The organism is Virgibacillus sp. MG-45 (assembly GCF_036409425.1).
Taxonomy (GTDB): Bacteria; Bacillota; Bacilli; order Bacillales; family Amphibacillaceae; genus LDC-1.
In genome coordinates this window covers 101305-125012 of record NZ_JAXOFU010000004.1, presented here as the reverse complement: position 1 = coordinate 125012, position 23708 = coordinate 101305, and the positions used below count along the sequence as shown (strand labels likewise).

Here is a 23708-nt window from a genome sequence, read left to right as displayed (position 1 = left end):
TTAATTCTCTCCTTTTTGTTTGATTAAGCTTGTGCCAGTCATTTCTTCTGGTTTATCAACATGCAGTAAATCCAATAAGGTCGGTGCTAAGTCTGCTAGCTTTCCGCCATCGCGCAGTTCAATAGCCTCTTTTGTTACAATCACAGGAACTGGGTTCGTTGTATGTGCTGTCATCGGTTTTCCGTCTAATGTTAATACTTCATCGGAATTCCCATGATCTGCAGTAATAATCGCATGGCCACCTAGCTCCAAAATCTTATCTACAATTTTACCAAGACATTCATCAACCGCTTCTATCGCTTTAATTGTCGGTTCTAGCATACCTGAATGTCCAACCATATCTGGATTGGCAAAATTTAATATAATCGCATTGTGTGCTTTTGCATCTAATTCCTTCAATAATGCATCCGTTACTTCATATGCACTCATCTCTGGCTTTAAATCATACGTTGCTACTTTCGGTGAGTTGATTAATATGCGCTTTTCACCAGGAAATTCGGCTTCTCGACCACCACTCATAAAGAACGTAACATGTGGATACTTTTCTGTCTCTGCAATACGTAATTGCTTTAAATGATGTTGTGACAGAACTTCTCCAATTGTATTGTCCAGATTAACTGGTTCATAAGCAACATAGCCATCAACGGTTTCGCTAAAATTCGTCAGCATGACAAAATCAAGATTTTTAGGTGGATGCTCGCCACGATCAAAATCGCGAAAATCTGCATCGGTAAATGTTCTCGAAATTTGAATCGCTCGGTCAGGTCTAAAGTTATAAAAAATAATCGAGTCTTCATCTTGAACTTTTCCTACTGGATTACCTTCTTTATCTAGAATAACAGAAGGAAGGACGAATTCATCATATACGCCGTTTTTATAGGAATCCGCAACAACATCCAATGGATTTTTATATTGAGGTCCCTCTCCATAAACCATTGCATCATATGCCTTTTCTACGCGATCCCAGCGTTTATCACGATCCATCGAATAATAACGTCCAGAAATTGTCGCAATCTCTCCGACACCATATTCTTTAATTTTGGCTTCCGTTTGCTCTATATAATTTTTAGCTGTTTGTGGACCAACATCGCGTCCGTCTAAAAATGCATGGATATATACCTTTTCCAAATTTTCATTTTTCGCCAGCTTTAATAAGGCAAATAAATGGTTTATATGGCTGTGCACGCCACCATCGGAAAGTAATCCAAATAGATGCAGGGCTTTCCGTTTTTCCTTTGCATGTCTCATCGCCTGCAGAAATGCTTCTTTTTCAAAGAACTCTCCGTTTTCAATCGATAGGTTTACTCTGGATAGACTTTGATATACCACTCTACCTGCACCAATGTTTAAATGACCAACTTCTGAATTACCAATTTGTCCTTCAGGAAGACCAACTGCATTCCCACTTGCTTGTAATTGACTATGTGGATACGTATTCCAATAGCGGTCAAAGTTTGGCTTTTTTGCTTGCTTTACTGCATTTCCTGATACTTCATCTCGTATAGCGAATCCGTCCAGTATAATTAATGCAGCAAGTTTTGACTCCGTCATTTTGCACCAGCCTCCACTAATTTGACAAATGAAGCCGCTTCTAAGCTTGCTCCGCCAACAAGTGCACCATCAATATCTGATTGGGACAGCAATTCATCAACATTTGCTGGCTTGACACTACCACCATATTGAATGACGACTTTCTCTGCTGTTTCTGCATTGGTTACTTTTTCTACGACTTTACGGATATGAGAACAAACCTCATTCGCATCCGCACTGGAAGCAGTCTTTCCTGTTCCAATTGCCCAGATTGGTTCATATGCAATAATTGTTTCCGCAACTTGCTTCTCATCAAGACCACCTAGTGCAAGTTCAACTTGCTTTTCTACATGTGCTTTTGTTTCATTTGCCTCACGCTGTGCTAGCGTTTCACCAACACAAACAATTGGTGTCAAGCCATGCTTGAATGCGGCATGAATTTTTTTGTTTACGGTCTCATCAGTTTCTGCAAAATATTCACGGCGCTCTGAATGTCCAATAATTACATGAGTAACGCCAATATCCTTTAACATAACAGGACTAACTTCTCCTGTGTAGGCTCCATCATCCGCAAAGTGCATATTTTGCGCACTCACTTTTAATGTTGTTCCCTTTGTTTTTTCGACAAGCAACGTCAAGTATGGAAAAGGTGCACAAACAATTGCTTCCACTGCTTCTGAATTTGGAAGGCTTGCAACGGCTTCCTCCACAAATTGCACGACATCCGTCGTTTCCTTATTCATTTTCCAGTTACCAGCAATAACCTTTTTTCGCATATGATCACCTCTCTGTTTTATTTCTGTCCATTTCTTGCTCGTTTTTATTTGTCATCCAGTGCTTGCAAGCCCGGAAGTAGCTTACCTTCCATGAACTCTAGGGAAGCACCGCCACCAGTTGACACATGATCCATTGCAGCCGCAAAACCAAACTTTTCAACCGCTGCTGCAGAATCTCCGCCACCGATGATTGTATAGCCTTCCGTTTCCGATAACGCTTCTGCTACAGCTTTCGTTCCACCTGCAAAAGGTTCCATTTCAAACACACCCATTGGACCATTCCAAATAATGAGCTTCGAAGCTTTTACAATGTCACGATACGTTTCACGAGTTTTAGGACCGATATCAAGTGCCTCCCAATCTGCTGGGATTTGATCAATATCAACTGTTTTAATCGAAGCTTCCTCAGAAAAGGCATCTGCTACTATAGCATCCTCTGGAAGTACAAAACGAACGCCCTTTTCTTTTGCCTTCTCGATAAATTCTTTTGCAAGTGAAATCTTATCTTCTTCAAGTAGTGAATTACCGATTTCATATCCTTGCGCTTTTACAAACGTATATGCTAATCCGCCACCAATAATTAAATTGTCCACTTTATCTAACAGGTTATCAATGACACCAATTTTGTCCTTTACTTTAGCACCGCCAATAATGGCCGTGAATGGTCGTTCTGGATTTTCTAACGCCTTGCCGAGAACTTCAATCTCTTTTTGCATCAAAAAGCCAGCAGCAGCAGGGAGCTTCTCAGCGACACCAGTTGTCGATGCATGTGCACGATGTGCCGCGCCAAAAGCATCATTTACATACAGGTCTGCCATTTGGGCAAAAGCATCCGCTAAAGCAGGATCGTTTTTCGTTTCGCCTGGCTCAAAGCGAACATTTTCGATAAGCAATATGTCACCATTCGACATTTGGGCAATTGCGTTGTTTACTTCTTCCCCATAGACGGCATCTGTTTTTAGCACGCTTTTCCCAATAAGATCACTTAGTCGTTCCGCAACAGGATCAAGTCGGAGTTCTTCTACTACTTGTCCTTTTGGTCTTCCTAAGTGACTCGCTAAAATAACTATGGCTCCATTATCTGATAAATATTTAATCGTTGGTAAAGCAGCTTTTATTCGCGTATCATCCGTTACTTTACCATCCTTCATTGGGACATTAAAATCAACTCTACAAAAAACTTTTTTTCCACTTACATTTACATCTTGAAGTGTTTTTTTATTCACGAGAAACCCTCCCAATTAAAGTATGTACCAACATCATTATAGTCGGTTTCTTTCTTAATTGCTTTTAATATCATGTGAATTTGCGGAAAAATCATGAGTCTAAACTATTTTAACGCATAAACGTTTAAAAAAGGAGGAGGAATACCCCCTCCTTTTCGAAGATAGCATGTCTACTATATTATAAACCTTTTTCCTCCATATAAACCGCTAAATCAATACAACGAGCAGAATAACCCATCTCATTATCATACCAAGAAACAACCTTTACTAAGTTGTCTTCCAGTACCATTGTTGATAAAGCATCAAGAATAGATGAATGTGTATTTCCAATGATATCTCTTGAGACTAATGGCTCTTCCGTATATTCAAGAATTCCTTTTAGTTCTCCTTCTGCTGCTGTTTTAAATGCTTTATTTAACTCCTCAACCGTTGTATTTTTCTCTAATTCCACAGTTAAGTCGACGATCGAACCGTCTGGAGTTGGAACACGCATTGCCATTCCGTTTAATTTCCCATTTAATTCAGGTAATACTTTACCTACTGCTTTAGCTGCTCCAGTTGTTGTTGGAATAATGCTTTCAGCAGCCGCACGTGCACGACGATAATCTTTATGTGGTAAATCCAATATTTGCTGATCATTAGTATATGCGTGAACAGTTGTCATTAACCCGCGCTTGATGCCGAAGTTATCTTGTAGTACTTTTGCAAACGGTGCTAAACAGTTTGTTGTACATGAAGCATTGGATACAACATGGTGGTTTGCAGCTTCATATTCATTTTCGTTAACTCCCATAACTACTGTTACATCTTCATTTTTACCTGGTGCAGAAATAATTACCTTTTTAGCACCTGCATCAAGATGCTTTTGACAAGATTCGCGATCTACGAAACGACCAGTGGATTCAATTACGATGTCAACACCTAATTCACCCCATGGAAGCTTTGCAGGCTCACGTTCTGCTAGAACCTTAATTTCTTTTCCACCTACTATTAACGCAGTATCAGTTACCGTTACTTCTTCTTCTAATTTTCCGTGAACAGAATCGTACTTCAATAAATGTGCTAGCATTTTGGCATCTGTTAAATCATTGATTGCTACTACTTCTACCTTATCATTCTTTAATGATTGACGGAATACATTACGTCCTATACGCCCAAATCCATTAATACCAATTTTTACTGCCATTTTATACTCCTCCTGTTTTGTGTATTTATATATTTAAAGGGATAAATCCCTTAAAATCTCTTCTGCTGCTGCTTCATCAGTAATAAGTAAATCACTTTTTCCTCTTTGAAAATAAGAGGATATCGCTTGTCCTTTTGATTTACCTCCTGCAACTGTAATAACCGTTTTCGCAGCATCTAAATCCTCCAAATGGATACCTACTGTGTTTACTTTGTGAACGATTTGTCCAGCTTGATCAAAGTAATACCCAAATGCTTCACTTACCGCATTGGTTTCTTGTAACAATGTAATAACTTCACTTGCTGTTTTCCTACGATAAGCCATTTTTAATGCGTTCCCTACTCCATGTAACACAATGTCTGCTTGTTTTATTTGCTTTAAAATTTCATCAATAGAAGGCTCGCTAATGATCGATTGGTAGGAGGCATCACTAAGTAAGTCGGGTACATATAATAGTCGATAATTTCCGTTTGCCTTTTTCGCCATTTCTGAAACAATGGTGTTTGCTTGGTTTTCCATTTTTTCACCAATACCACCGCGGGCGGGGACAAACAATAAATTTCCCTGTTTATCAAAAGGCGTCATTACTGCCGCTATCGCTGCCATTGTTGTACCACCTGTTACAGCGATTGTTGAATTAGGATTAACAATAGATTTTAGATAAGCGACACAGGCCTTTCCCATTTCCTGCTTTACCCAAGCATTTTCATCACTATTACCAGGAATAATGATGACATTACTTAATTTAAGCTTATCCTTAATCTTATTTTCTAAAACACTTAAACCCATTACTTCACCCATGAGCTCTGCTAATTGTTCCAAAATTATTTTACCCTCATTTGCAATAAGCATCCCTTTTGCGGTTACATGGATAAGCCCTTGCTCCTGCAAAAAATCAACTTCACTTCGAATCGTCCGTTCTGTCAAATTAGAATTATCAGCCAATGCTCTTCTTCCGATTGGTTGAAAGCGGGCAATATTGTGAAGAACCGCATATCGTTGCTGCATAACTGCTAACACTTCAGGGTATAATCTCTTTTGTAGCTCAATTAAATGTCTCACAGGTATTGCTCCTTTTCTTTTGGACATTTTTAGTCCCAGCCGGATAATTATCGTCCCACTAAGTGTAAAAAAATATGAAGCTTCTTTACACTTAGATTATACCACACTACTAAAAATATACAATAAAAATCACTTTTCTCTTTGTACTGTATTTTCCTGACAAAAGAAAAATGATAACTTCATTTGTCAGGATCCCTTTGAAACGATAGCGCTTCTTAAGTTTTTAACAATGCTTCTTCCATCACATCAAGCTGGATAGAGCGACAATCGAATTCAGTTTCCCCAATAACAATATGTGGAATTGTTAATTGGTAGGTTTCTAACCATGAATCATTGCTATAAATATCCCGTTCTTCGATAGAAAATGAATAGTCCGTTTGAAGTAGCTCTAAAAGAGTTTTTGCTTCATCGCATAATGGACAATTCGCTTTTGTATATAATATAACCTGCTTCATCATGTTCTTCCTCCCTGTCTTCTTTTTGTTGATGCACGTATGTGTAACAGCTCACGATATTTCGCAATCGTTCTTCGAGCAACCTGGATTCCATAAGCCGATTCTATCTCCTTTTTTATTGCTTCATCTGAAAATGGTTTATGTTTATCTTCAAGTTGAACAACCTCTCGGATAAAGTATTTTAACGCAAAGGCTGAAATCGCACTCCCATTCTTTTGCTTTATTCCCGGTTGAAAAAAGAACTTTAGCTCGATAATTCCCTGTGGTGTTTGTACATATTTACCTTGAATTGTTCGACTTACGGTGGAAATACTTACACGGATACGTTCAGCAACTTCTTTTAATGTAAGTGGCTTTAGCCATGTAGCTCCATGCTCAAAGTACATCATTTGTTTTTCTATAATCGTCTGGATAATACGCTGAATAAGGGTAGATCGATAGCCGATTGCTTGGTTAATCCGTTCAATTTGCTTCTTTTTTTCTTCTATGAATGCCAACGTTGGTGCATCATACCCGTCGAGCTGTTTATATGTCTTGTTTAAGGAAATGGTAGGCGTGCTCCAATGAAAGAATTTAATCTTCCAAGCTCCCTTTTCCTTTATAATGGAGGCTTCAGGAATAATATAGGTTGCCCTTTTTGATGACAATAGTTGTCCAGGCTTGGGATGACTGGCTTTAATCTGTTCGATAATATTTTCGGCATCCGACTTTGCTATTGCGTACGTTTCAGATATTGCGCTCGTATTTTCATCCGCAATCCAATCTAAGTGTTCGTTTAAAAGGATATGAATTGCTTTTTCTTCGTGGGACTTCACTGTTAACTGTAATAAAATACATTCCTGAAACGATCTCGCTCCGATACCAGGTGGATCTAGCTGTTGAATATAATCGAGTGCTTGCTCTACAATTTCAACAGAAGTATTACATGCAGAAGCCCAATCCTCAAGACTGATTTCTAGATACCCATCCTCATTTAATGAATCAATTCCGAATAATACAACCGGCAATATTTCCTGGGGAATATCTAATGTATAAAGCTGTTTTTTCAATTGTTCATACATAGAAATGGCGCTTTCTTTTGTTTCCCCAATCGGTAAATGATTGATTGCTGTATCTTTATATGCCGAGAAATCAAAATTATATTCAACATCTTCTATTAATGGATTCTCTTTGGAAAGCTGCTTCAAGTAATCGACTAATTCCACACTTGAAAGCTGCAAGATGTGAATCGCCTGCAGCAAAGACTGATTCATCTTCCATTGAAGTGATTGTTCTTGAATAAGCTTTGGCTTCATCTAATCCTCTCCAAGTAAACCATGCTTTTTTTCTATTTTGCCATAACTAACTGGAAAACGCACGAGACTGTAATTGGTAAATATATAAAATTAAAACCTATCCACCTATTTTGTTATTTCAAAAATTTATAATACAATGACATAAAGATTATAAAAAGGTAATTTAATGTTTTAAGGGGGATATGAAATGGAAGGAAGCTATTATGTTGGCTGGGGTACACTTGCGTTGATCAATGCAGGATTGGCACAAGGAAAAAACAGAACCGCTTTCAATTGGTTTTTACTCTCATTGTTTTTGGGGCCTATTGCTACATTAATACTCCTATTTGCTGAAAAGCGGTAAAAGCAGTGATAGAAAAGAAAGACAGACTTATCTTATCTATATAAAAAAGTCAGATTGCCCATCGAAAAATGAACGATCTGACTTTTTTACATTCCTGGGTTTCCGCCATACTTCTTCTTAAAGTAAATCCTTATAAATTTCAGCACTTGATTTATTCGTCATAACTGACAAAGGAATATCAAATGCCGTTTTTGCTCCCGTTTCGCCTCTTTTGTTTAAATGATAGGCTGCTCTTGCATATGCAACTAATACACTAGCCGTAAATTCTGGGTTACTATCCAACGCTAAAGCGAACTCAACCGTTGCTTGATTATCATCACTTGTATTTCCAGAACGAATCACAAAGCCTCCATGCTTCATCTTGCTATGATTTTGCTTTAGCTCTTCTTCACTTATAAAATGAACCGTCGTATCATATGGTGCAAAATAGTCTGGCATTGTTTTAATTTCGTTTTCAATCCGCGTTTGATCCTTTTCATCAGCTACCACATAACAAACTCTTTTATGGCGATCTGCGCCAGTTAGTTCCGCACCTTCACCAGCTCTTGCTTTTTCAAGAATTAGATCAATTGGCACCGTATATTGCACTCCAGCTTTTACACCTTCAATACGTCTCACTGCCTCAGAATGCCCTTGGCTTAGTCCTTCTCCCCAAAAAGTATGTGTGCCACCTGTTGGAAGTACGATTTCTCCTAGTAAACGATTCATGGAGAAGAGTCCTGGATCCCAGCCTACCGAAACAACACCGACTTTTCCACTTTCCTTTGCAACACGATCTACTTTTTCGATATGTGCTGGAATTTTTGAATGATTATCAAAGCTATCTACGATATTAAACTTGGCTACAATTTCTGGACTCATCGTAGGTAAATCACTTGCTGAACCACCACAAAGTACCATAACATCAATTTTATCTGTAAACTTTTCCATTTCATCATATGTGAACACTTCAACACCAGGAAATACAGTTTGAATAGTTGAAGGATCTCTTCTAGTAAATACTCCTACTAATTTCAAATCTGGATTTCGATGGATTGCGATTTCTACACCTTTTCCTAAATTACCATAGCCTACTATTCCTACTCGGATGCTATTTTCCACTTTCTCCACTTCCTTTATCCAAAATTTCTATCTTTCGAGTATAAGGGTTTTCCTAAAATTGTTCAAAAGTTTTCTACTCTGGTGGTACTAATTTTATTCATCATTAATGAATAGGGTCGTCTTCATTAAGGAGCTTCATATGTTATAATAATGCAAACATTGCACGCCAGATAGAAACTGTTATCAACAAAATGCTGAAGGAGGTTATTAGGATGAAACATTCATTTTCTGTACTTATTATTGGGGGAGATGACCGTTACCTAGAAGTCATTCATCAATTAATAAAACAAAATGGGACCATTTATTTAGCCGGCTTTGAAAATGTTCAGGTACAGCTTCAGCACAATCGGATTCATCATGTCAAACTGGATAAGATGGATGTTAGCCAATTGGACGGATTGCTCCTTCCAGTAAGTGGAACAAGCGCACAGGGAAGAGTTGAACATGCTCGTTTTACAAATGAGCCCTTGATTGTGACTGAAGAGTTAATCAAAAATACGCCAAGTCATTGTAAAATCTTTACGGGAATATCAAATGGGTATTTAAATGCAGTGATTCAACGAACAGATCGAACATTAGTGGAGATATTCAAACGAGATGATGTTGCCATCTTAAATGCTATTCCAACGGCAGAAGGTATATTAGCTCTAGCGATAAAACATACAAACTATACAATCCATGGTGCGCGTGTTATGATTCTTGGATTTGGACGTGTCGGGATGACAGTAGCCCGACTGTTTGCTGCGATTGGAGCCTCTGTTTACGTTGGAGCACGTAACCCTACAGCGTTTGCTCGAGCAAAAGAAATGGGACTAATACCTTTTTCTATCCTAAACGAAATGGACAAAGCAAAAGAGATGGACATTATAATTAATACCATTCCTACTGAAATCCTAAATACAACAGTGCTTTCCACTTTATCAGACTCGACACTTATAATTGATATCGCATCCAATCCCGGAGGCACAAATTTTCAATTTGCGAAAGAGAAAGGAATAACAGCAATCCATACTCTTGGGCTTCCTGGAAAGGTAGCACCAAAAACTGCTGGTACCATTATTGCAGATGTTATCATTAAAAATTTAATTGAGCAGTAGAAATATAGAACTTCCTTATTTCGCTTTTCGACCCCCTGATTATTATTTTTTTCTTCGTACTAATTAAATAGCCGTTACGTATTTCCCCTAATCCCCACGTAACGGCTGGGGAGTTCTGCGCTCCCCTTTTTTAGTTTATGAACTATCCCAATATCTTTCCTTCAACTGAAACAAATCCTATTTTTTGCTAGGTTTTAGAACAACCAAAAAGGACTTTCCATCACAAAAAAAGAGATACAAAGATTGTATCCCTTGCTAAAACGATATTATAGCGCGCTCGAGAGGAATCGAACCCCCGACACATGGCACCGGAAACCATTGCTCTATCCGACTGAGCTACGAGCGCATTTAATAAAATGTAATTAACACACATAGGCTATTATAACGCGACAATAACAACAAAACAAGTATTTTTTCTACCTGTGTTTATGTTTTATTCCATTAGGGAATGCTTGAAATGTGCTATGTTGGTGCGTATATTTAATATAGAAACCGATTAAAATTAAATGTTGTACATAAGAACTTTTTGTTTGACCTTTATTGACCTTTTCGTTATGATAAATTTACAACCTAATAAAAGGGTTATGGCAATCGAAAAAAGGAGGATTTTTATGAATTTAATTCCAACAGTTATTGAACAAACAAACCGCGGTGAACGTGCATATGATATTTACTCTCGTCTATTAAAGGACCGTATTATTATGCTTGGCAGTGCAATTGATGACAATGTTGCAAATTCCATTGTAGCTCAATTGCTTTTCCTAGAAGCAGAAGATCCAGGTAAGGACATTTCGCTTTATATTAACTCCCCTGGTGGTTCGATTACTGCAGGTATGGCTATTTACGATACGATGCAATTTATCAAATCTGATGTATCGACGATTTGTACTGGAATGGCTGCTTCGATGGGTGCATTTTTACTCGCAGCGGGCGAAAAAGGAAAGCGTTATGCATTACCAAACAGTGAAGTAATGATTCACCAGCCGCTTGGAGGTACACAAGGCCAAGCAACAGATATCGAAATTCATGCTAGAAGAATTATTGAAATGAAAAAGAAAATGAATCAAATCCTTTCTGAACGTACTGGACAGCCGCTAGAAGTTGTCGAGCAAGATACAGAACGCGATAACTTTATGACTGCTGAAAGAGCAGTAGACTATGGATTAATTGATAAAATCCTAGAGCGCAAACCAGATACAAAGTAATCCAAAAAAACATAAAAAGCTACCTTCTAAACGTCTCAGCCATTTGGCAAATCGTTTAAGGTAGCTTTTTTATTTGCAGTTCAATTATGTACGCGAAACATATGCTACAAGATGATTTAATGCCGCTTCTTCATCTAATCCATCTGCAAGTAGTAAGATTGTTTCTCCATGACTAACCGCTAAACTCATTAATCCCATAATACTTTTCGCATTAATACGTTTTTTGTCCTTTTCAATAAATAAATGCGCTGCATAACGATTTGCTTCTTGTACAAATTGTGCAGCTGGTCTTGCTTGGAGTCCTGTTTCTAGTTCTACTCTTACCGTTCGTTCAAGCAACCTATTCACCCTCCCCATATTCACCGAAATATAAAAAACGCGTTCCAACTAAAATACCTCTTTTTACCCAGATTCGTCTCTGTTTGTAAATTATCGATATTATAACATGGAACACGCTTTATGAAAATGAAATTTTCCAGAATATTTAAATGTTTTCTCCGCGTCTTATCTTATCGGCAAATTCATCGATTTTCTTTAACCGATGATTTACACCAGATTTAGAAATTTTACCTGAAGCACAAAGTTCCCCTAGCTCCTTTAATGTAACATCATCATGCTGAACACGTAATACAGCAATTTCACGAAGCTTTTCAGGTAATGCATCCAAGCCAACTGTGTTTTCAATTAACTGGATATTTTCAATTTGTCGATAGGCTGCTCCAATCGTTTTATTTAAATTTGCTGTTTCACAATTCACAAGACGATTTACCGAGTTGCGCATATCTCGTACAATGCGAACATCCTCAAATTTAAACAACGCGTTGTGGGCACCAATAATACTTAAAAATGCCGTGATTTTTTCCGCTTCTTTAATATAGACGATATAACCATTTCTTCGTTCTAGCTTTCTCGCATGTAATTGAAATGCATTGAATAACTCACATAATGCATTATTATGCTCCTCATAAAAATTAAAGATTTCTAAATGATAGGAGGAAGTTTCCGGATTATTAATCGATCCACCAGCTAAAAAAGCTCCTCGCAAATATGACTTTTTGCAGCAGGATTTCTTTAGATACGTATCGGATATCGTACGAATGAAAGAATATGGTTCTTCTAAGATATTAAGATCTGCTAGCATCTTTCGGACGCCATCCTTTAATCGAACGATATATACATTGTTTTTTTTCAGCTTCATTTTCCTGCGAACTAAAAGCTCAACAGGCATCGCGTATCTCGATTTGATTAACATATAGATTCTCCGAGCAATCGCAGCATTTTCTGTTTGCACATCAAGCATGTATGCCTGCTGTGAAAAAGAAATCGTCCCATTCATTCGGATTAATGCAGCTAGCTCTGCCTGTGCACAGCACGTATCTACTTCAATACTTGTTAGTTCTTTTTTTATTTCTGATGCGAAGGACATGATGATCCCTCCTTTACCAAAAAACTACGTTTAACTAATTTAATACAATAGAATGTAGTAATTTGGATATTTTATGTGTGTCATGTCGTAATGTAAAGTGGTGCTGTGTAATGATATCTCCCTCAATAATCTGTAGACCCATTTCTAACAGTTTTTCGATATCATATTGCACTGGAACAGCATTTTCTTCTGCATAAACATGGAGAATTCTTTCATTGATTGGTTCATTATGAACGACAACTGCATCCACACAGTCTTCTCCGATATGGTTCCAAATTGCTTTCACATGATCGGATGCCGCATATCCCGTTGTTTCTCCTGCTTGTGTCATTACATTACAAACATAAATTACTTTTGCTTTTGTTTGTCTTATCGCCGCATCAATACCTGGAATAATTAAATTCGGAAGAATACTCGTGTATAGACTTCCAGGTGAAATAACGACAAGATCCGCTTCATTTATTGCTTGAATTGCATTAGGCAACGGTTGAACTGGTTCAGGACGCAAAAAAACACGCTTTATTTGCTTGTTTGCAAGCGGAATATTTGATTCACCTGAAACAATGGTACCATCTTCCATTTCTGCATGAAGCGAGATCATTTCGTTCGATATTGGTAAAATATCCCCTTTTACGTTTAGCACACGAGATATTTCCTTAATTCCTGTATAAAAATCACCTGTAATGGATGTCATTGCTGCTAACAATAAGTTCCCCATCGAATGTCCAGAAAGTCCATTTCCACTTGAAAAGCGGTGCTGAAAAAGCTCTACAAGCATCGGCTCTACATCTGATAAAGCTGCAATTACATTCCTTATATCCCCTGGAGCGGGAATATCCATTTCTGATCGTAATCTTCCAGTACTGCCTCCATCATCTGCTACAGTTACCAGTGCTGTTAAATGGACTGGTAAATGCTTTAAACCACGAAGCAAAACAGGCATTCCTGTTCCTCCACCAATGACAACAACACGTGGCTCATGATTTTCTGTCATCGCTAATGTCCCTTTCTCTTGTCGATATCACGATGGCTCACATGCGTAATATAATTGTTCGTTAATTGCTTTGCAAAGAATTCAGCCAACGCTACAGACCGATGCTGTCCACCAGTACAGCCAATCGCTACAACAAGCTGTGATTTTCCTTCTTTTTTATATAATGGAAGCATAAATTGCAATAGCTCAAGAACCTTTTCTTGAAACTTTTGCGTATCGGACCATTTGAACACATAAGAAGAAACATCCGGATTTAAACCGGTTAATGGCTGCAAATTAGATACATAATGCGGATTTGGGAGAAAACGAACATCAAATACAAGATCCGCATCAATTGGCAATCCATATTTAAAGCCAAAGGATACCATATGAACGGAAAATATTTCTTGCTTTTCTTCTTGATAAGCTCGAAGGATTTTTTCTCGTAAATCCTTTGGTTTTAAATTCGTTGTATCAATGATTCGTTGCGCCCTACCTCGCAATTCATCTAGTATTTCTCTCTCCTGCTTAATCCCCTTTAAAGGTAAATCACCGATTGCAAGTGGATGTGAGCGGCGTGTCTCCTTATAGCGACTCACAAGCTGCTCGTCCTTTGCATCCAAAAATAATATATGCTCATCAAGCCATTCCTCATCACCGAGTATATCCAAGGCTTCAAATAATGAATCAAAAAATTCTCTTCCTCGCAAATCCATGACAAGTGCAACTTTGTGAATATTGTTCGTTGAATCTCGCATTAGCTCTAAAAATTTTGGCAGTAGCATTGGTGGTAAATTATCCACACAATAGTAGCCAAGATCTTCAAAGCTTTGAATAGCTACCGTTTTACCTGCTCCAGACATCCCCGTAATAATGACAAGCTTTGTTTCTTGTTCTTTTTCTAACATTGTCATGGTGTGCTCCCCTTTCAACCTCTTATCACAGTACTTCTATTAATCAGTAGATGGATCAAAGCGATATGCTAAAAGATCAAAATCTTTTGTGTATGAAAAAGCGCCGTAAAGCAATTCATCCGATGAAAGAATGTGGGCAAAGATTTTTCGATCTCCCTCTGCCATTGGAAGAGAAGCAATCGTATCAATTGGTATCCATTCCAATTCTCCCTCTTTACAATTGTCTGTCAGCTCTCCAGTAAACGTATCACAAACAAACGTAAACATCATCCATTCCTGCTGTAAATTCTCTTCTTCAAAAATAGAAAAGGTAAAAACCCCAGCTAAGGAAGGGTTTTTAACATGTAATGCTGTTTCTTCTCGATATTCACGAATTGCTGCTTCTTTGATGGTCTCTCCATGCTCCATTTTTCCCCCTGGAATTGCATACCATCCTCGTCTTGGTTTCTTTATCATTAAAATATGATTATTATTTATTAATATGCAGTTTGCAACACGCTGCATAAATCATCACCTCTATTTCTCTCTAAACATTAAAGCTCGTAATTTATTAAATGAATACAGTGGTGTGAATTCTAGTTTCAAGTTAAATCTTCCTAGGCAAAGACCTCCCTTTATTATACATTGAATTATATGAACATACCAGCCAAGAAAGCTCGCTCAAAAAGAAACAAAAAAAGGCACAGATGCTTTTGACATCTGTGCAAAAATAATCTATTTATTAAAAAAGGGGGTCAATTAGTTAACTCTATTGTACCCCTTAATTGTTTCGTGCGTGTTACAGCAACGTTAAAATGAAATTACTTTATCGTTTCCTTCTTTTTATCTTTCAATTCTTCAATATATGCTTGTGCTTCTTCAGCAGCTATACTACCGTCTCCAGTAGCTGTAACGATTTGACGAAGCTTTTTCTCGCGAACATCTCCCGCAGCATAAATTCCGGGAATACGCGTTTCCATATTTTCATTCGTTACGATATAGCCTTCTTCATTTGTAATACCTAATGATTTAAATGGATCACTCAATGGGAACATCCCAATATAAATAAATACACCGTCTGTTGGGAAATCATATTCCTCGCCAGTATTTCTATTCTTTAAGGTTACACTACTTACTTTTCCATCAGGACCATTTATTGTTTTTGCCTCAGTATCCCAAATGAATTCGATTTTTTCATTATTGAATGCACGCGTTTGAATAATTTTTTGGGCACGTAATTCATCACGACGATGAATAATCGTTACCTTGCGAGCGAATTTCGTTAAATAGATGCCTTCCTCAACAGCAGAGTCTCCCCCACCAATAACGACAAGATCTTTATCTCTGAAAAAAGCACCATCACAAACAGCGCAATAAGATACACCACGGCCTGATAATTCTTCCTCACCAGGAATACCGAGCTTTTTATGTTCAGCTCCTGTTGAAATAATTAACGTTTTTGTTTTGTATTCTTTGTTGCCCACTTTTACAATTTTAACATCGCCTTCGTCAACTACTTCTTTAATATCTCCGTACGCATATTCTGCACCGAATTTTTTCGCATGCTCAAACATCTTGTTTGATAGATCAGGCCCTAGAATATAATCAAAACCAGGAAAATTCTCTACTTCCTCTGTATTAGCCATCTGTCCACCAGGAATACCTCGTTCTATCATTAAGGTTTCTAGGTTAGCACGTGATGCATAAACAGCAGCGGTCATACCTGCTGGACCTGCACCTGCGATAATAACATCATATATCATTTCTTCGGACATTTTATTTCGCCCCTTTTTATCCTTTTTATTCGTTAGTAATAGCGTATAAGATTAGACTATTTTCGTCTAATTATTTGCTCACACATACACTTCCCAAGGAAATTTTTCTTGTAACAACAATTGGTGCTTTTTACATCCTTCTTCCCATAAGGCAATCGCTTTTTCTTCAAAACCAGTCATATACAATGTAAGACTATACCATCTATAAAACGATATATGGCTCCGAACGATTCCTTTATCCACCAGCTTAAAACGTTGTAGGGCTTCTGAATAACATGCTGTTCTAGCAAATGTTACCGCTATTTTTAATTTTTGCTGCTCGTGTATAGGATATACATTTAGTAATGCACGCTTATGCTTTTCATATTCACTAATATCATTCATTTCATAAAAGAATAAAGCCAAATTAGCATGCGGAAACAACGCATTCGGCTCTTCTTTCAGATGCGCTTGTTCCATTTGAATAGCATCTTCTTGATAACCAGCAAAAAAGAGGGCATGAGCATATTCGTGCTTTGTCGTTTTATGCTCTGGAAATAGATGAAGCATTTCTTCTAGCGTAGCAATTGCATTATCCCAATCCATCGTTTCCATATAATAAAAAGCAGACTCTTGATAAATGATTAATTCATCTTCGTCTTCTACATCCCAATCGTCATCCTGTTCCTCATCAATTTCGATAAAGTAGAGTAAGTCCTCTGCCTCTTCTCGAAAATCACCTTTAGGAGCTAAATTAAGATAAGACAATGCGTATTTTTTGGCATCATGTAACAAGCCTAGGTGGGCATAATTGTTTGCAAGCAAATAATAACAATCAATATATTTATCACCAGAGGTTTGCAAAACATTCGTCAATAACTGATTTGCCTTATGAAAAGAACCAATTTCGGTATATATTATTGACATTTGACATTTATAAAGTGGTTCATCAGGTGTTGCTTCAATTGCTTTCGTTAGCCACTTAATCGCAATCTCAAACTTCCGTTTCTGAAAGGCTTTAACACCCTTCATGTAATAAAAATCTCCTTCAGGAATAAAAGGAATAATCTTATTGGAAGCCTCCACCTTATTCTTCGTTTGTTGCATGTATATTCCCCATTTGTTATGTTGACATCATTTATTCGAAAACGTCGCATAAGCTACGTTTCACCAGAACAAAGTATACCATATCTACTATGGAAATAATAGTTGCCGACATCAGTTGCATACACCCAATCATGTTATGGGATTTATGGAAGACAAATTTATGTAAAAAAAGCGGTGGGACAAAAGAGAAGTATCTCACCGCAGTTTGAAAATGGGTTCGCTTTCACCATAGGAACAAGTGCAACATCTGCTCAAAATAACTTTAGCAGAGTCTTCTTTGCCCAAGAAACGGTCTTAACTATTTCAATCGAATCTTTTCTTTCGGCCGCCCTCTTCTATTTTCTTATTCATAAACAGTTTCAGTTGGACGTGTTGCTTCATAAATCTCCCTATCCAATTCAGATTGATAAGATGCCGCTTCTTCCTCTTCCCAATTTAGTGCTTTTTTCATATAATTCATTACCGCTTCTTGATGTTCCTTTACCCAGTTTATTTCAAAAAATAAGGCGCCAGTTCTTCGGATGAAGAAGTCTACTGGTTTATAGACAAGCTCATATTGTAATCCATATTCAAGCTCAGCAAGTACAACTGTATCCATTTGTTCCTTTTTAGCTTCTTCTTGTAAATCTTGATATAACTGGAATACACGCTCAACATTTGCCCCATATCGCTCGATTAACCGAAGCGTTGTTCTTTCATCTAATCCTAATGCGATCCCTTCTTTTGACTTTTTCCTTACATATGTTGAAAAGCCTTTTGACCCACCAACTTCTCCTCCTGCTATTGGCAGGTGCTTTGTGGTTGATTCGGAATAAAGGATACCTTCCTCTTGCTTAAGCATAGCAACAACCTTATCAACTGCTTGCTCTGCCATTTTACGATACCCCGTCAATTTTCCTCCTGCCATTGAGATAAGTCCAGAATTAGAGATAAAAATCTCGTCCTTTCGCGAAATTTCTCCAGGCTTTTTTCCTTCCTCTGCGATTAATGGGCGAATTCCTGCCCAGCTTGACTCAACATGTTCTGCATTAATTTGCAATGAAGGGAACATGTCATTCACCGCGTTAATAATATAATCACGATCTGCCTCTGTTACGGTCGGGTGTTCGATAGCTCCGTCGTAAAATGTATCCGTTGTTCCTACATATGTTTTATTCTCACGCGGTATAGCAAAAATCATGCGTCCATCTGGCACATCAAAATAAACCGCCTGCTGAAGCGGAAAATCCTTCTTCGAAAAGACGAGGTGAATACCTTTCGATAGGTGCAAATGCTTCCCTTGTTTTGATCCATCTATTTCACGGAGCTCATCTACCCATGGTCCACCAGCATTTACAATTTTTTTTGCATAGATTTGCTTCGTTTCATTTGTTAGTTGATCCTCCACAACCACACCAGCTAGCTGCCCTTGATCTGAATAAATAAAGTCAATTACCTTTGCATAGTTTATTGCATGCGCACCTTTTTGCACTGCTTTTTTCATTACTTCTATCGTTAGCCGTGCATCATCTGTTTTATATTCAACATAATAGCCAGCTCCTTTTAAATTCTCTTTTTTTATGAGTGGCTCTTTTGTTAATGCTTCTTCTACATTTAACATTTTCCGTCGTTCTGATTTTTTAACACCGGCCAAAAAATCGTAGACACGAAGTCCGATGTTCGTTGAGAACGGTCCAAATGTACCTCCTTTATGAAAGGGAAGCATCATCCATTCTGGTGTTGTGACATGTGGTCCATTTTCATAAACAATTTCTCGTTCTTTTCCTACTTCTGCAACGAGTTTTACTTCAAATTGCTTTAAATAACGTAAACCCCCATGTACTAGCTTTGTCGACCGTGATGAAGTCCCAGCAGCAAAGTCCTGCATTTCAACAACACCTGTATTCAAGCCTCTCGTAGCGGCATCTAATGCAATTCCTGCTCCTGTTATTCCACCTCCAATAACTAATAGATCAAGTTTTTCCTTTGTTAAACTACTCCATATATCCTTACGCTGTCTACTAGAAAATGTCGTCATACAATTCACTCCCACTTATTATTTTCCCTCTACCTATCCATACCCGAAACACGATAGGTTCATGTCATACAATAGGTTCTAATTCATACTTATGGCGAAACATAGAGACTAGTCCTAAAAAAAGAAAAAAACCACAAAAACATCCCAACACAAAAATAATTGTATTAGAAGTTTGCGGTTTCTCCATATCTCCGTCCATTTATTCACTTTTCAACATTAATCTTATCATAGCAATGGTACAAAGACAATATATAGTTTATTCTTTCTGTTGTCTTTGCTCCATTTCTTCCTTCGAATAAATTAGCTGCATCGGGTTTCCCCCTACAAAAGCACCTGCTGGAACATCTTTATGCACAAGCGTACCAGCAGAAACAATTGCATGGTCCCCAATCGTAACTCCGGGCAATATCGTTGAGTTTGCTCCGACCATTACTTCATTTCCTATCTTGACTTCCCCTATGCGATATTCCTTTAATAAATATTCGTGGGCAAGAATGGTTGTATTATACCCAATAATACTGTTTGTACCAACAGATATTTTTTCCGGAAACATAATATCAGGCATTACCATAAGCGCAAAGGCTGTTTTATCTCCGACTTTCATTCGCAAACATACACGATACAACCAGTTTTTCATACGTAAAAAAGGCGTATAACGGGCAATTTGAATAATAATAAAATTTTTTACAACCTTCCAAAAAGAAACCGTTTGATATATTTGCCACAGTGAATTCGCATTTTTGACCTGATATCGTTCCGTTTTCCTCATTTATCGCACCTCAATTATTCGCAATAAATCACGCATATCTTCAAGCATATAGGTTGGGTGATAGGATTGTAGAAATTCCTTCCCTTTATGTGACCATGAAACGCCAGCGGTTTGAACGCCTGCTCGATGTCCTGCCTCAATATCATGGTAATTATCCCCTACCATTAATGTCGATTCTGGCTGTCCAGCTAGAAGTTCCATTCCTTTTAACACAGGCTCTGGATTCGGCTTAGCATTGGTCACGTCATCTAATGTGACAATTGCATCAAACATCTTTTCGAGCCCACAAACCTGAAGTCCCTTTAGAACGCCTTTCTGCATCTTCGTAGAAACAATCCCAATTTGAATCTGCTTATTTTTTAGTTCAATAAGTGTCTCAATAACATGTGGAAACGGCTTTACATAAGCATCATGATGTAAAAAGTTATGGGCACGATATGTTTCCACCATCTCCTCTACTTTATTTGGATCAATAGAAGCGAATGTGTCCTTTAATGGTGGACCATTAAATTCCTTTAGCTCTGCCCGTGTATATTCTCTTCCATACTGCTTAAAGGTATGAATAAACGATGCTATTATTAATTCATTGGTATCAATTAGTGTTCCATCTAAATCAAAGAGTATTGTACGAATGCTCATCTTTCATTTCCTTTCCTTTTCGTTCATCCAACCGTTTCCATATATGCGCAACGAGCATTGTCAGTATAATCGCTGTAATGAGACGAATAACAAGTAACGGCCATACAGGTATGCCAAGCGGAATAAAAATTAACGTATCTTCAACTACAGCGTGACAGGATACAAGAAAAATAAGTGCAAGCATCATATCTTTTCTTGATACGCCATCTTCCTTTACAGCCTGTATCATTACACCAGCACCATAAGCAAGACCAATGGTAAGTCCGGCAACTAAGGTCATGGAAGTATTGCGCTTCATTCCTAGAAGCTGTGTAACAGGCGCAAACATATTGGAAAATTTCGTTAGCCATCCTTTTTCACGCAAAAACTGCATTACTATCATTAACGGGATAACAATTAAAGCAAGCTGTACAATCGCCATGAAGGCAGTTTGTACTGCTTGAAACCCAATTTCTTGCCACCCCGAAAGCACTGCCTGCTCTGTGGAAATAAAACCGTATTGTGCAAGCTCCTGGCCGCCATTCCAAATCAGATGAATGAGCGAACCAGCTAGCAACGCAAGTCCTATTCGAATTCCAGAAATAAGCCACCAGCTTACCCCAACTTTTGCTGCTACCGAGGACTCAATAAATAAATTATGGGAGAACGATAGCATCATTGCCATAATAAATACTTCTTTCACGGTAAAGTCAAAAGAAATAATAGCTGCAATCCCAGCATATAAATTTAGTGCATTCCCTAATACTAGTGGTACAGCTGCTTCTCCTGATAAACCGAACAGCCCCATAATTGGACTAATTTTATCAATTAACCATGGCAAAATAGGTGTGTGTTGCAAAATTGTAACAATAAGTGTAATTGGAAAGATTACCTTTCCTAACGTCCAGGTTGTGTCTAATCCTTGGCGTAAGCCTCTAAAAATTATTCCCGCCAATCTCCCATCCCTCTTCTTTCTATCCAATAAACATGTTTATTTTCTATTTACCTTTTTTCCATCATAATGTTTATCTGCTATTCCAGATTTTCGGCGATAGATCATCAACCCTATAGAGCCTATAATCAGAATAATTGACATCACTTGTGCAGCACGTAGGCCGCCTCCGTACAGACTATCCGTCCGCATACCCTCTATAAAGAAGCGTCCAACAGAATAAGCAATAATATACGTAAGGAACACATTTCCTCGTAATGGATTCTTCCGTCGCAAAACAAGTAGCAAGATAAGTACGAGTATATTCCACACGGATTCATATAAGAATGTTGGATGGTACATCACACCGTCAATACACATTTGATTCATAATAAAATCAGGTAAATATTGATGAAAGCTTTGATAAGCAGACTCAGATATTGGACCACCATGGGCCTCTTGATTCATAAAGTTACCCCAGCGACCAATTGCTTGCCCAAGTATTAAGCTTGGAGCAGCTATGTCTGCTAGCTGCCAAAAGGATACTTTTTTAACTCGTGCATAAATGATGGCTGTTAACACCGAACCAATTAACGCACCATGAATAGCTATTCCGCCTTCCCATACTGCAAAAATCTTCCACCATGGCTGTCCTACATAGTTTTCCCATTCAAATATTACATAGTATATACGCGCAGAAATAATGGCGATTGGAATAGCAAAAACGACAAGATCGACCATCAAGTCTTTTTTTAATCCAAGTCGATCTGATTCCTTCGTCGCTAAATATAATCCTAAAAAAGCGCCGGTTGCAATAATAACGCCATACCAATAGATGGTGAACGGGCCAACTTCAAAAAATACGCGATCCAACGCAGGTGCATTACAAGTCATAACATCACTCCTATTCCATAACATCCTTTTCATGCTCAATCATTTTCGTTAATCGTTCTGAGAATTCTTCTGCTGCATTAACACCCATTCGTTTTAAACGGAAATTCATTGCAGCAACTTCAATAATAACTGCTAAGTTCCGTCCTGGGCGAACAGGAATTGTTGCTTTTGGAAGGTTTACATCCATAATTTTCATCGTTTCTTCATCTAATCCTAAACGATCATACTGCTTTTGCTGATCCCATAGCTCTAAATTTATAATAAAAGAGATTTTTTTATAATTGCGAACGGCACCTGCTCCAAATAATGTCATTACATTAATAATTCCTAACCCACGTATTTCTAATAAATGTTCAATCAGGGGTGGAGAATTACCAATTAATGTATCATAGTCTTCTTGCCGTATTTCCACACTATCATCGGCAACTAGACGATGCCCTCTTTTTACGAGTTCTAATGCTGTTTCACTTTTACCAACGCCACTTTCACCCGTTATTAGTACACCAACACCGTAAACATCAACTAGCACACCATGAATGGCGGTAAATGGTGCAAATTTAACTTCAAGGAAATTCGTTAGTCTACTAATGACCCGTGTTGTTTTTCGCGGAGAGTGTAGAATAGGAACCCCTGCATTATTCGCTGCCTCTATTAAAATTTGCGGAATCTCCATACCTCGAGAAACAACAATGCCTGGGGTGATATCCGTGCATAATCGTTCACATCGATCTTTTTTTTCTTCGTCAGAAAGGTCTAGAAAATAAGCCATTTCTGTTTTACCGATAAGTTGTAGCCTTTCACTTGGATAATATGTAAAAAAACCTGCCATTTCAATTCCAGGTCGATAAATATCACTTGTCGTGATTTCCCTATGTATGCCTTCTTCTCCGGCTACTAAGGTTAAATTAAAATTTTCAAGTAAATCCTTTGTTCGCACAACTGTCATGACGTATCTCCTCCAGATCTAACTGCTCTTTATTGTAGCACATTTTAACATGTCGTAGGAATGATTAAGAAAGCAGAGTACGTAAAGGTAATCTGTTCGTTTCT

Annotated in this window: 24 protein-coding genes and 1 tRNA gene; 3 read left to right on the top strand and 22 right to left on the bottom strand. The window is 38.0% G+C overall.

Features of this window, described 5'->3' with window-relative positions; genetic code table 11:
* The 7 genes from gpmI to rpoN form a co-directional block, all read right to left on the bottom strand.
* The gene (gene gpmI, locus SPK86_RS06010) at positions 1-1551 is read right to left on the bottom strand and encodes a 2,3-bisphosphoglycerate-independent phosphoglycerate mutase (protein WP_330948859.1); all 1551 of its coding nucleotides are present in this window, start codon (positions 1549-1551) and stop codon (positions 1-3) included.
* Positions 1548-2306 carry a triose-phosphate isomerase gene (gene tpiA, locus SPK86_RS06005; RefSeq protein ID WP_330948858.1) on the bottom strand — a complete coding sequence of 253 codons (759 nt, stop codon included), beginning with the start codon at positions 2304-2306 and terminating at the stop codon, positions 1548-1550. The genes gpmI and tpiA overlap by 4 nt, the downstream gene beginning before the upstream one ends.
* Positions 2307-2350: 44 nt before the next feature.
* Positions 2351-3532: a phosphoglycerate kinase gene (locus tag SPK86_RS06000; RefSeq protein ID WP_284141119.1), complete on the bottom strand. Its 1182-nt coding sequence runs from the start codon at positions 3530-3532 to the stop codon at positions 2351-2353.
* Positions 3533-3710: 178 nt separating this feature from the next.
* Positions 3711-4718 (bottom strand): type I glyceraldehyde-3-phosphate dehydrogenase, encoded by a 1008-nt coding sequence (gene gap / locus SPK86_RS05995; RefSeq protein ID WP_284141118.1) that lies wholly within the window; start codon positions 4716-4718, stop codon positions 3711-3713.
* A gap of 33 nt (positions 4719-4751) precedes the next feature.
* On the bottom strand, positions 4752-5780 hold the full coding sequence (locus tag SPK86_RS05990) for a sugar-binding transcriptional regulator (protein ID WP_284141117.1): 1029 nt from the start codon (positions 5778-5780) through the stop codon (positions 4752-4754).
* Positions 5781-5995: 215 nt separating this feature from the next.
* Positions 5996-6238 carry a glutaredoxin family protein gene (locus SPK86_RS05985; RefSeq protein WP_284141116.1) on the bottom strand — a complete coding sequence of 81 codons (243 nt, stop codon included), beginning with the start codon at positions 6236-6238 and terminating at the stop codon, positions 5996-5998.
* Positions 6235-7530, bottom strand: a complete 1296-nt coding sequence (rpoN, locus tag SPK86_RS05980) for an RNA polymerase factor sigma-54 (protein WP_330948857.1) — start codon at positions 7528-7530, stop codon at positions 6235-6237. Before rpoN ends, SPK86_RS05985 begins: the two co-directional genes overlap by 4 nt.
* A gap of 187 nt (positions 7531-7717) precedes the next feature.
* Here rpoN and SPK86_RS05975 point away from each other — a divergent pair, with 187 nt between their 5' ends.
* Entirely contained in the window at positions 7718-7873 is a 156-nt protein-coding gene (locus SPK86_RS05975; protein WP_284141114.1) for a hypothetical protein, read from the top strand.
* 117 nt (positions 7874-7990) lie between these two features.
* Here SPK86_RS05975 and SPK86_RS05970 read toward each other — a convergent pair whose 3' ends face one another.
* Entirely contained in the window at positions 7991-8974 is a 984-nt protein-coding gene (locus tag SPK86_RS05970; RefSeq protein ID WP_284141113.1) for a diaminopimelate dehydrogenase, read from the bottom strand.
* 212 nt (positions 8975-9186) lie between these two features.
* Between SPK86_RS05970 and dpsA the strand changes: the two genes are divergently transcribed.
* Entirely contained in the window at positions 9187-10071 is an 885-nt protein-coding gene (gene dpsA, locus SPK86_RS05965) for a dipicolinate synthase subunit DpsA (protein WP_330948856.1), read from the top strand.
* A 272-nt stretch (positions 10072-10343) separates the two neighbouring features.
* On the opposite strand, the gene SPK86_RS05960 is transcribed toward dpsA, so the two are convergent.
* Positions 10344-10417, bottom strand: a tRNA-Arg gene (locus SPK86_RS05960).
* A gap of 265 nt (positions 10418-10682) precedes the next feature.
* On the opposite strand from SPK86_RS05960, the gene clpP reads away from it, so the two are divergent.
* Entirely contained in the window at positions 10683-11276 is a 594-nt protein-coding gene (clpP, locus tag SPK86_RS05955) for an ATP-dependent Clp endopeptidase proteolytic subunit ClpP (protein WP_284141111.1), read from the top strand.
* A gap of 84 nt (positions 11277-11360) precedes the next feature.
* Here clpP and SPK86_RS05950 read toward each other — a convergent pair whose 3' ends face one another.
* The 13 genes from SPK86_RS05950 to hprK form a co-directional block, all read right to left on the bottom strand.
* Positions 11361-11615, bottom strand: a complete 255-nt coding sequence (locus SPK86_RS05950; RefSeq protein WP_330948855.1) for an HPr family phosphocarrier protein — start codon at positions 11613-11615, stop codon at positions 11361-11363.
* A gap of 145 nt (positions 11616-11760) precedes the next feature.
* Positions 11761-12702: a DNA-binding protein WhiA gene (gene whiA, locus SPK86_RS05945; RefSeq protein WP_284141109.1), complete on the bottom strand. Its 942-nt coding sequence runs from the start codon at positions 12700-12702 to the stop codon at positions 11761-11763.
* 34 nt (positions 12703-12736) lie between these two features.
* Positions 12737-13696 (bottom strand): gluconeogenesis factor YvcK family protein, encoded by a 960-nt coding sequence (locus SPK86_RS05940; RefSeq protein ID WP_284141108.1) that lies wholly within the window; start codon positions 13694-13696, stop codon positions 12737-12739.
* Between the two features lie 2 nt (positions 13697-13698).
* Entirely contained in the window at positions 13699-14583 is an 885-nt protein-coding gene (rapZ, locus tag SPK86_RS05935) for an RNase adapter RapZ (RefSeq protein WP_284141161.1), read from the bottom strand.
* Positions 14584-14628: 45 nt separating this feature from the next.
* A complete protein-coding gene (locus SPK86_RS05930; protein WP_284141107.1) occupies positions 14629-15093 on the bottom strand; it encodes an NUDIX hydrolase in 465 nt (154 codons plus the stop codon).
* Between the two features lie 296 nt (positions 15094-15389).
* Positions 15390-16343 (bottom strand): thioredoxin-disulfide reductase, encoded by a 954-nt coding sequence (gene trxB, locus SPK86_RS05925; RefSeq protein ID WP_284141106.1) that lies wholly within the window; start codon positions 16341-16343, stop codon positions 15390-15392.
* 78 nt (positions 16344-16421) lie between these two features.
* Positions 16422-17429: a tetratricopeptide repeat protein gene (locus SPK86_RS05920; protein WP_330948854.1), complete on the bottom strand. Its 1008-nt coding sequence runs from the start codon at positions 17427-17429 to the stop codon at positions 16422-16424.
* A 343-nt stretch (positions 17430-17772) separates the two neighbouring features.
* The gene (locus tag SPK86_RS05915; protein WP_330948853.1) at positions 17773-19446 is read right to left on the bottom strand and encodes a glycerol-3-phosphate dehydrogenase/oxidase; all 1674 of its coding nucleotides are present in this window, start codon (positions 19444-19446) and stop codon (positions 17773-17775) included.
* A 256-nt stretch (positions 19447-19702) separates the two neighbouring features.
* Positions 19703-20215 (bottom strand): acyltransferase, encoded by a 513-nt coding sequence (locus SPK86_RS05910; protein WP_284141103.1) that lies wholly within the window; start codon positions 20213-20215, stop codon positions 19703-19705.
* Positions 20216-20854, bottom strand: coding sequence for a pyrophosphatase PpaX (gene ppaX / locus SPK86_RS05905; protein ID WP_284141102.1), 639 nt, complete (start codon positions 20852-20854; stop codon positions 20216-20218). It abuts the gene before it with no gap.
* Positions 20829-21788 carry a nucleoside recognition domain-containing protein gene (locus tag SPK86_RS05900; RefSeq protein ID WP_284141101.1) on the bottom strand — a complete coding sequence of 320 codons (960 nt, stop codon included), beginning with the start codon at positions 21786-21788 and terminating at the stop codon, positions 20829-20831. Before SPK86_RS05900 ends, ppaX begins: the two co-directional genes overlap by 26 nt.
* Positions 21789-21824: 36 nt before the next feature.
* Complete coding sequence (gene lgt, locus SPK86_RS05895) at positions 21825-22658, bottom strand: prolipoprotein diacylglyceryl transferase (RefSeq protein WP_330948852.1); 834 nt, start codon at positions 22656-22658, stop codon at positions 21825-21827.
* 10 nt (positions 22659-22668) lie between these two features.
* Positions 22669-23604, bottom strand: a complete 936-nt coding sequence (gene hprK, locus SPK86_RS05890; RefSeq protein WP_284141099.1) for an HPr(Ser) kinase/phosphatase — start codon at positions 23602-23604, stop codon at positions 22669-22671.
* Positions 23605-23708 lie beyond the last annotated feature (104 nt).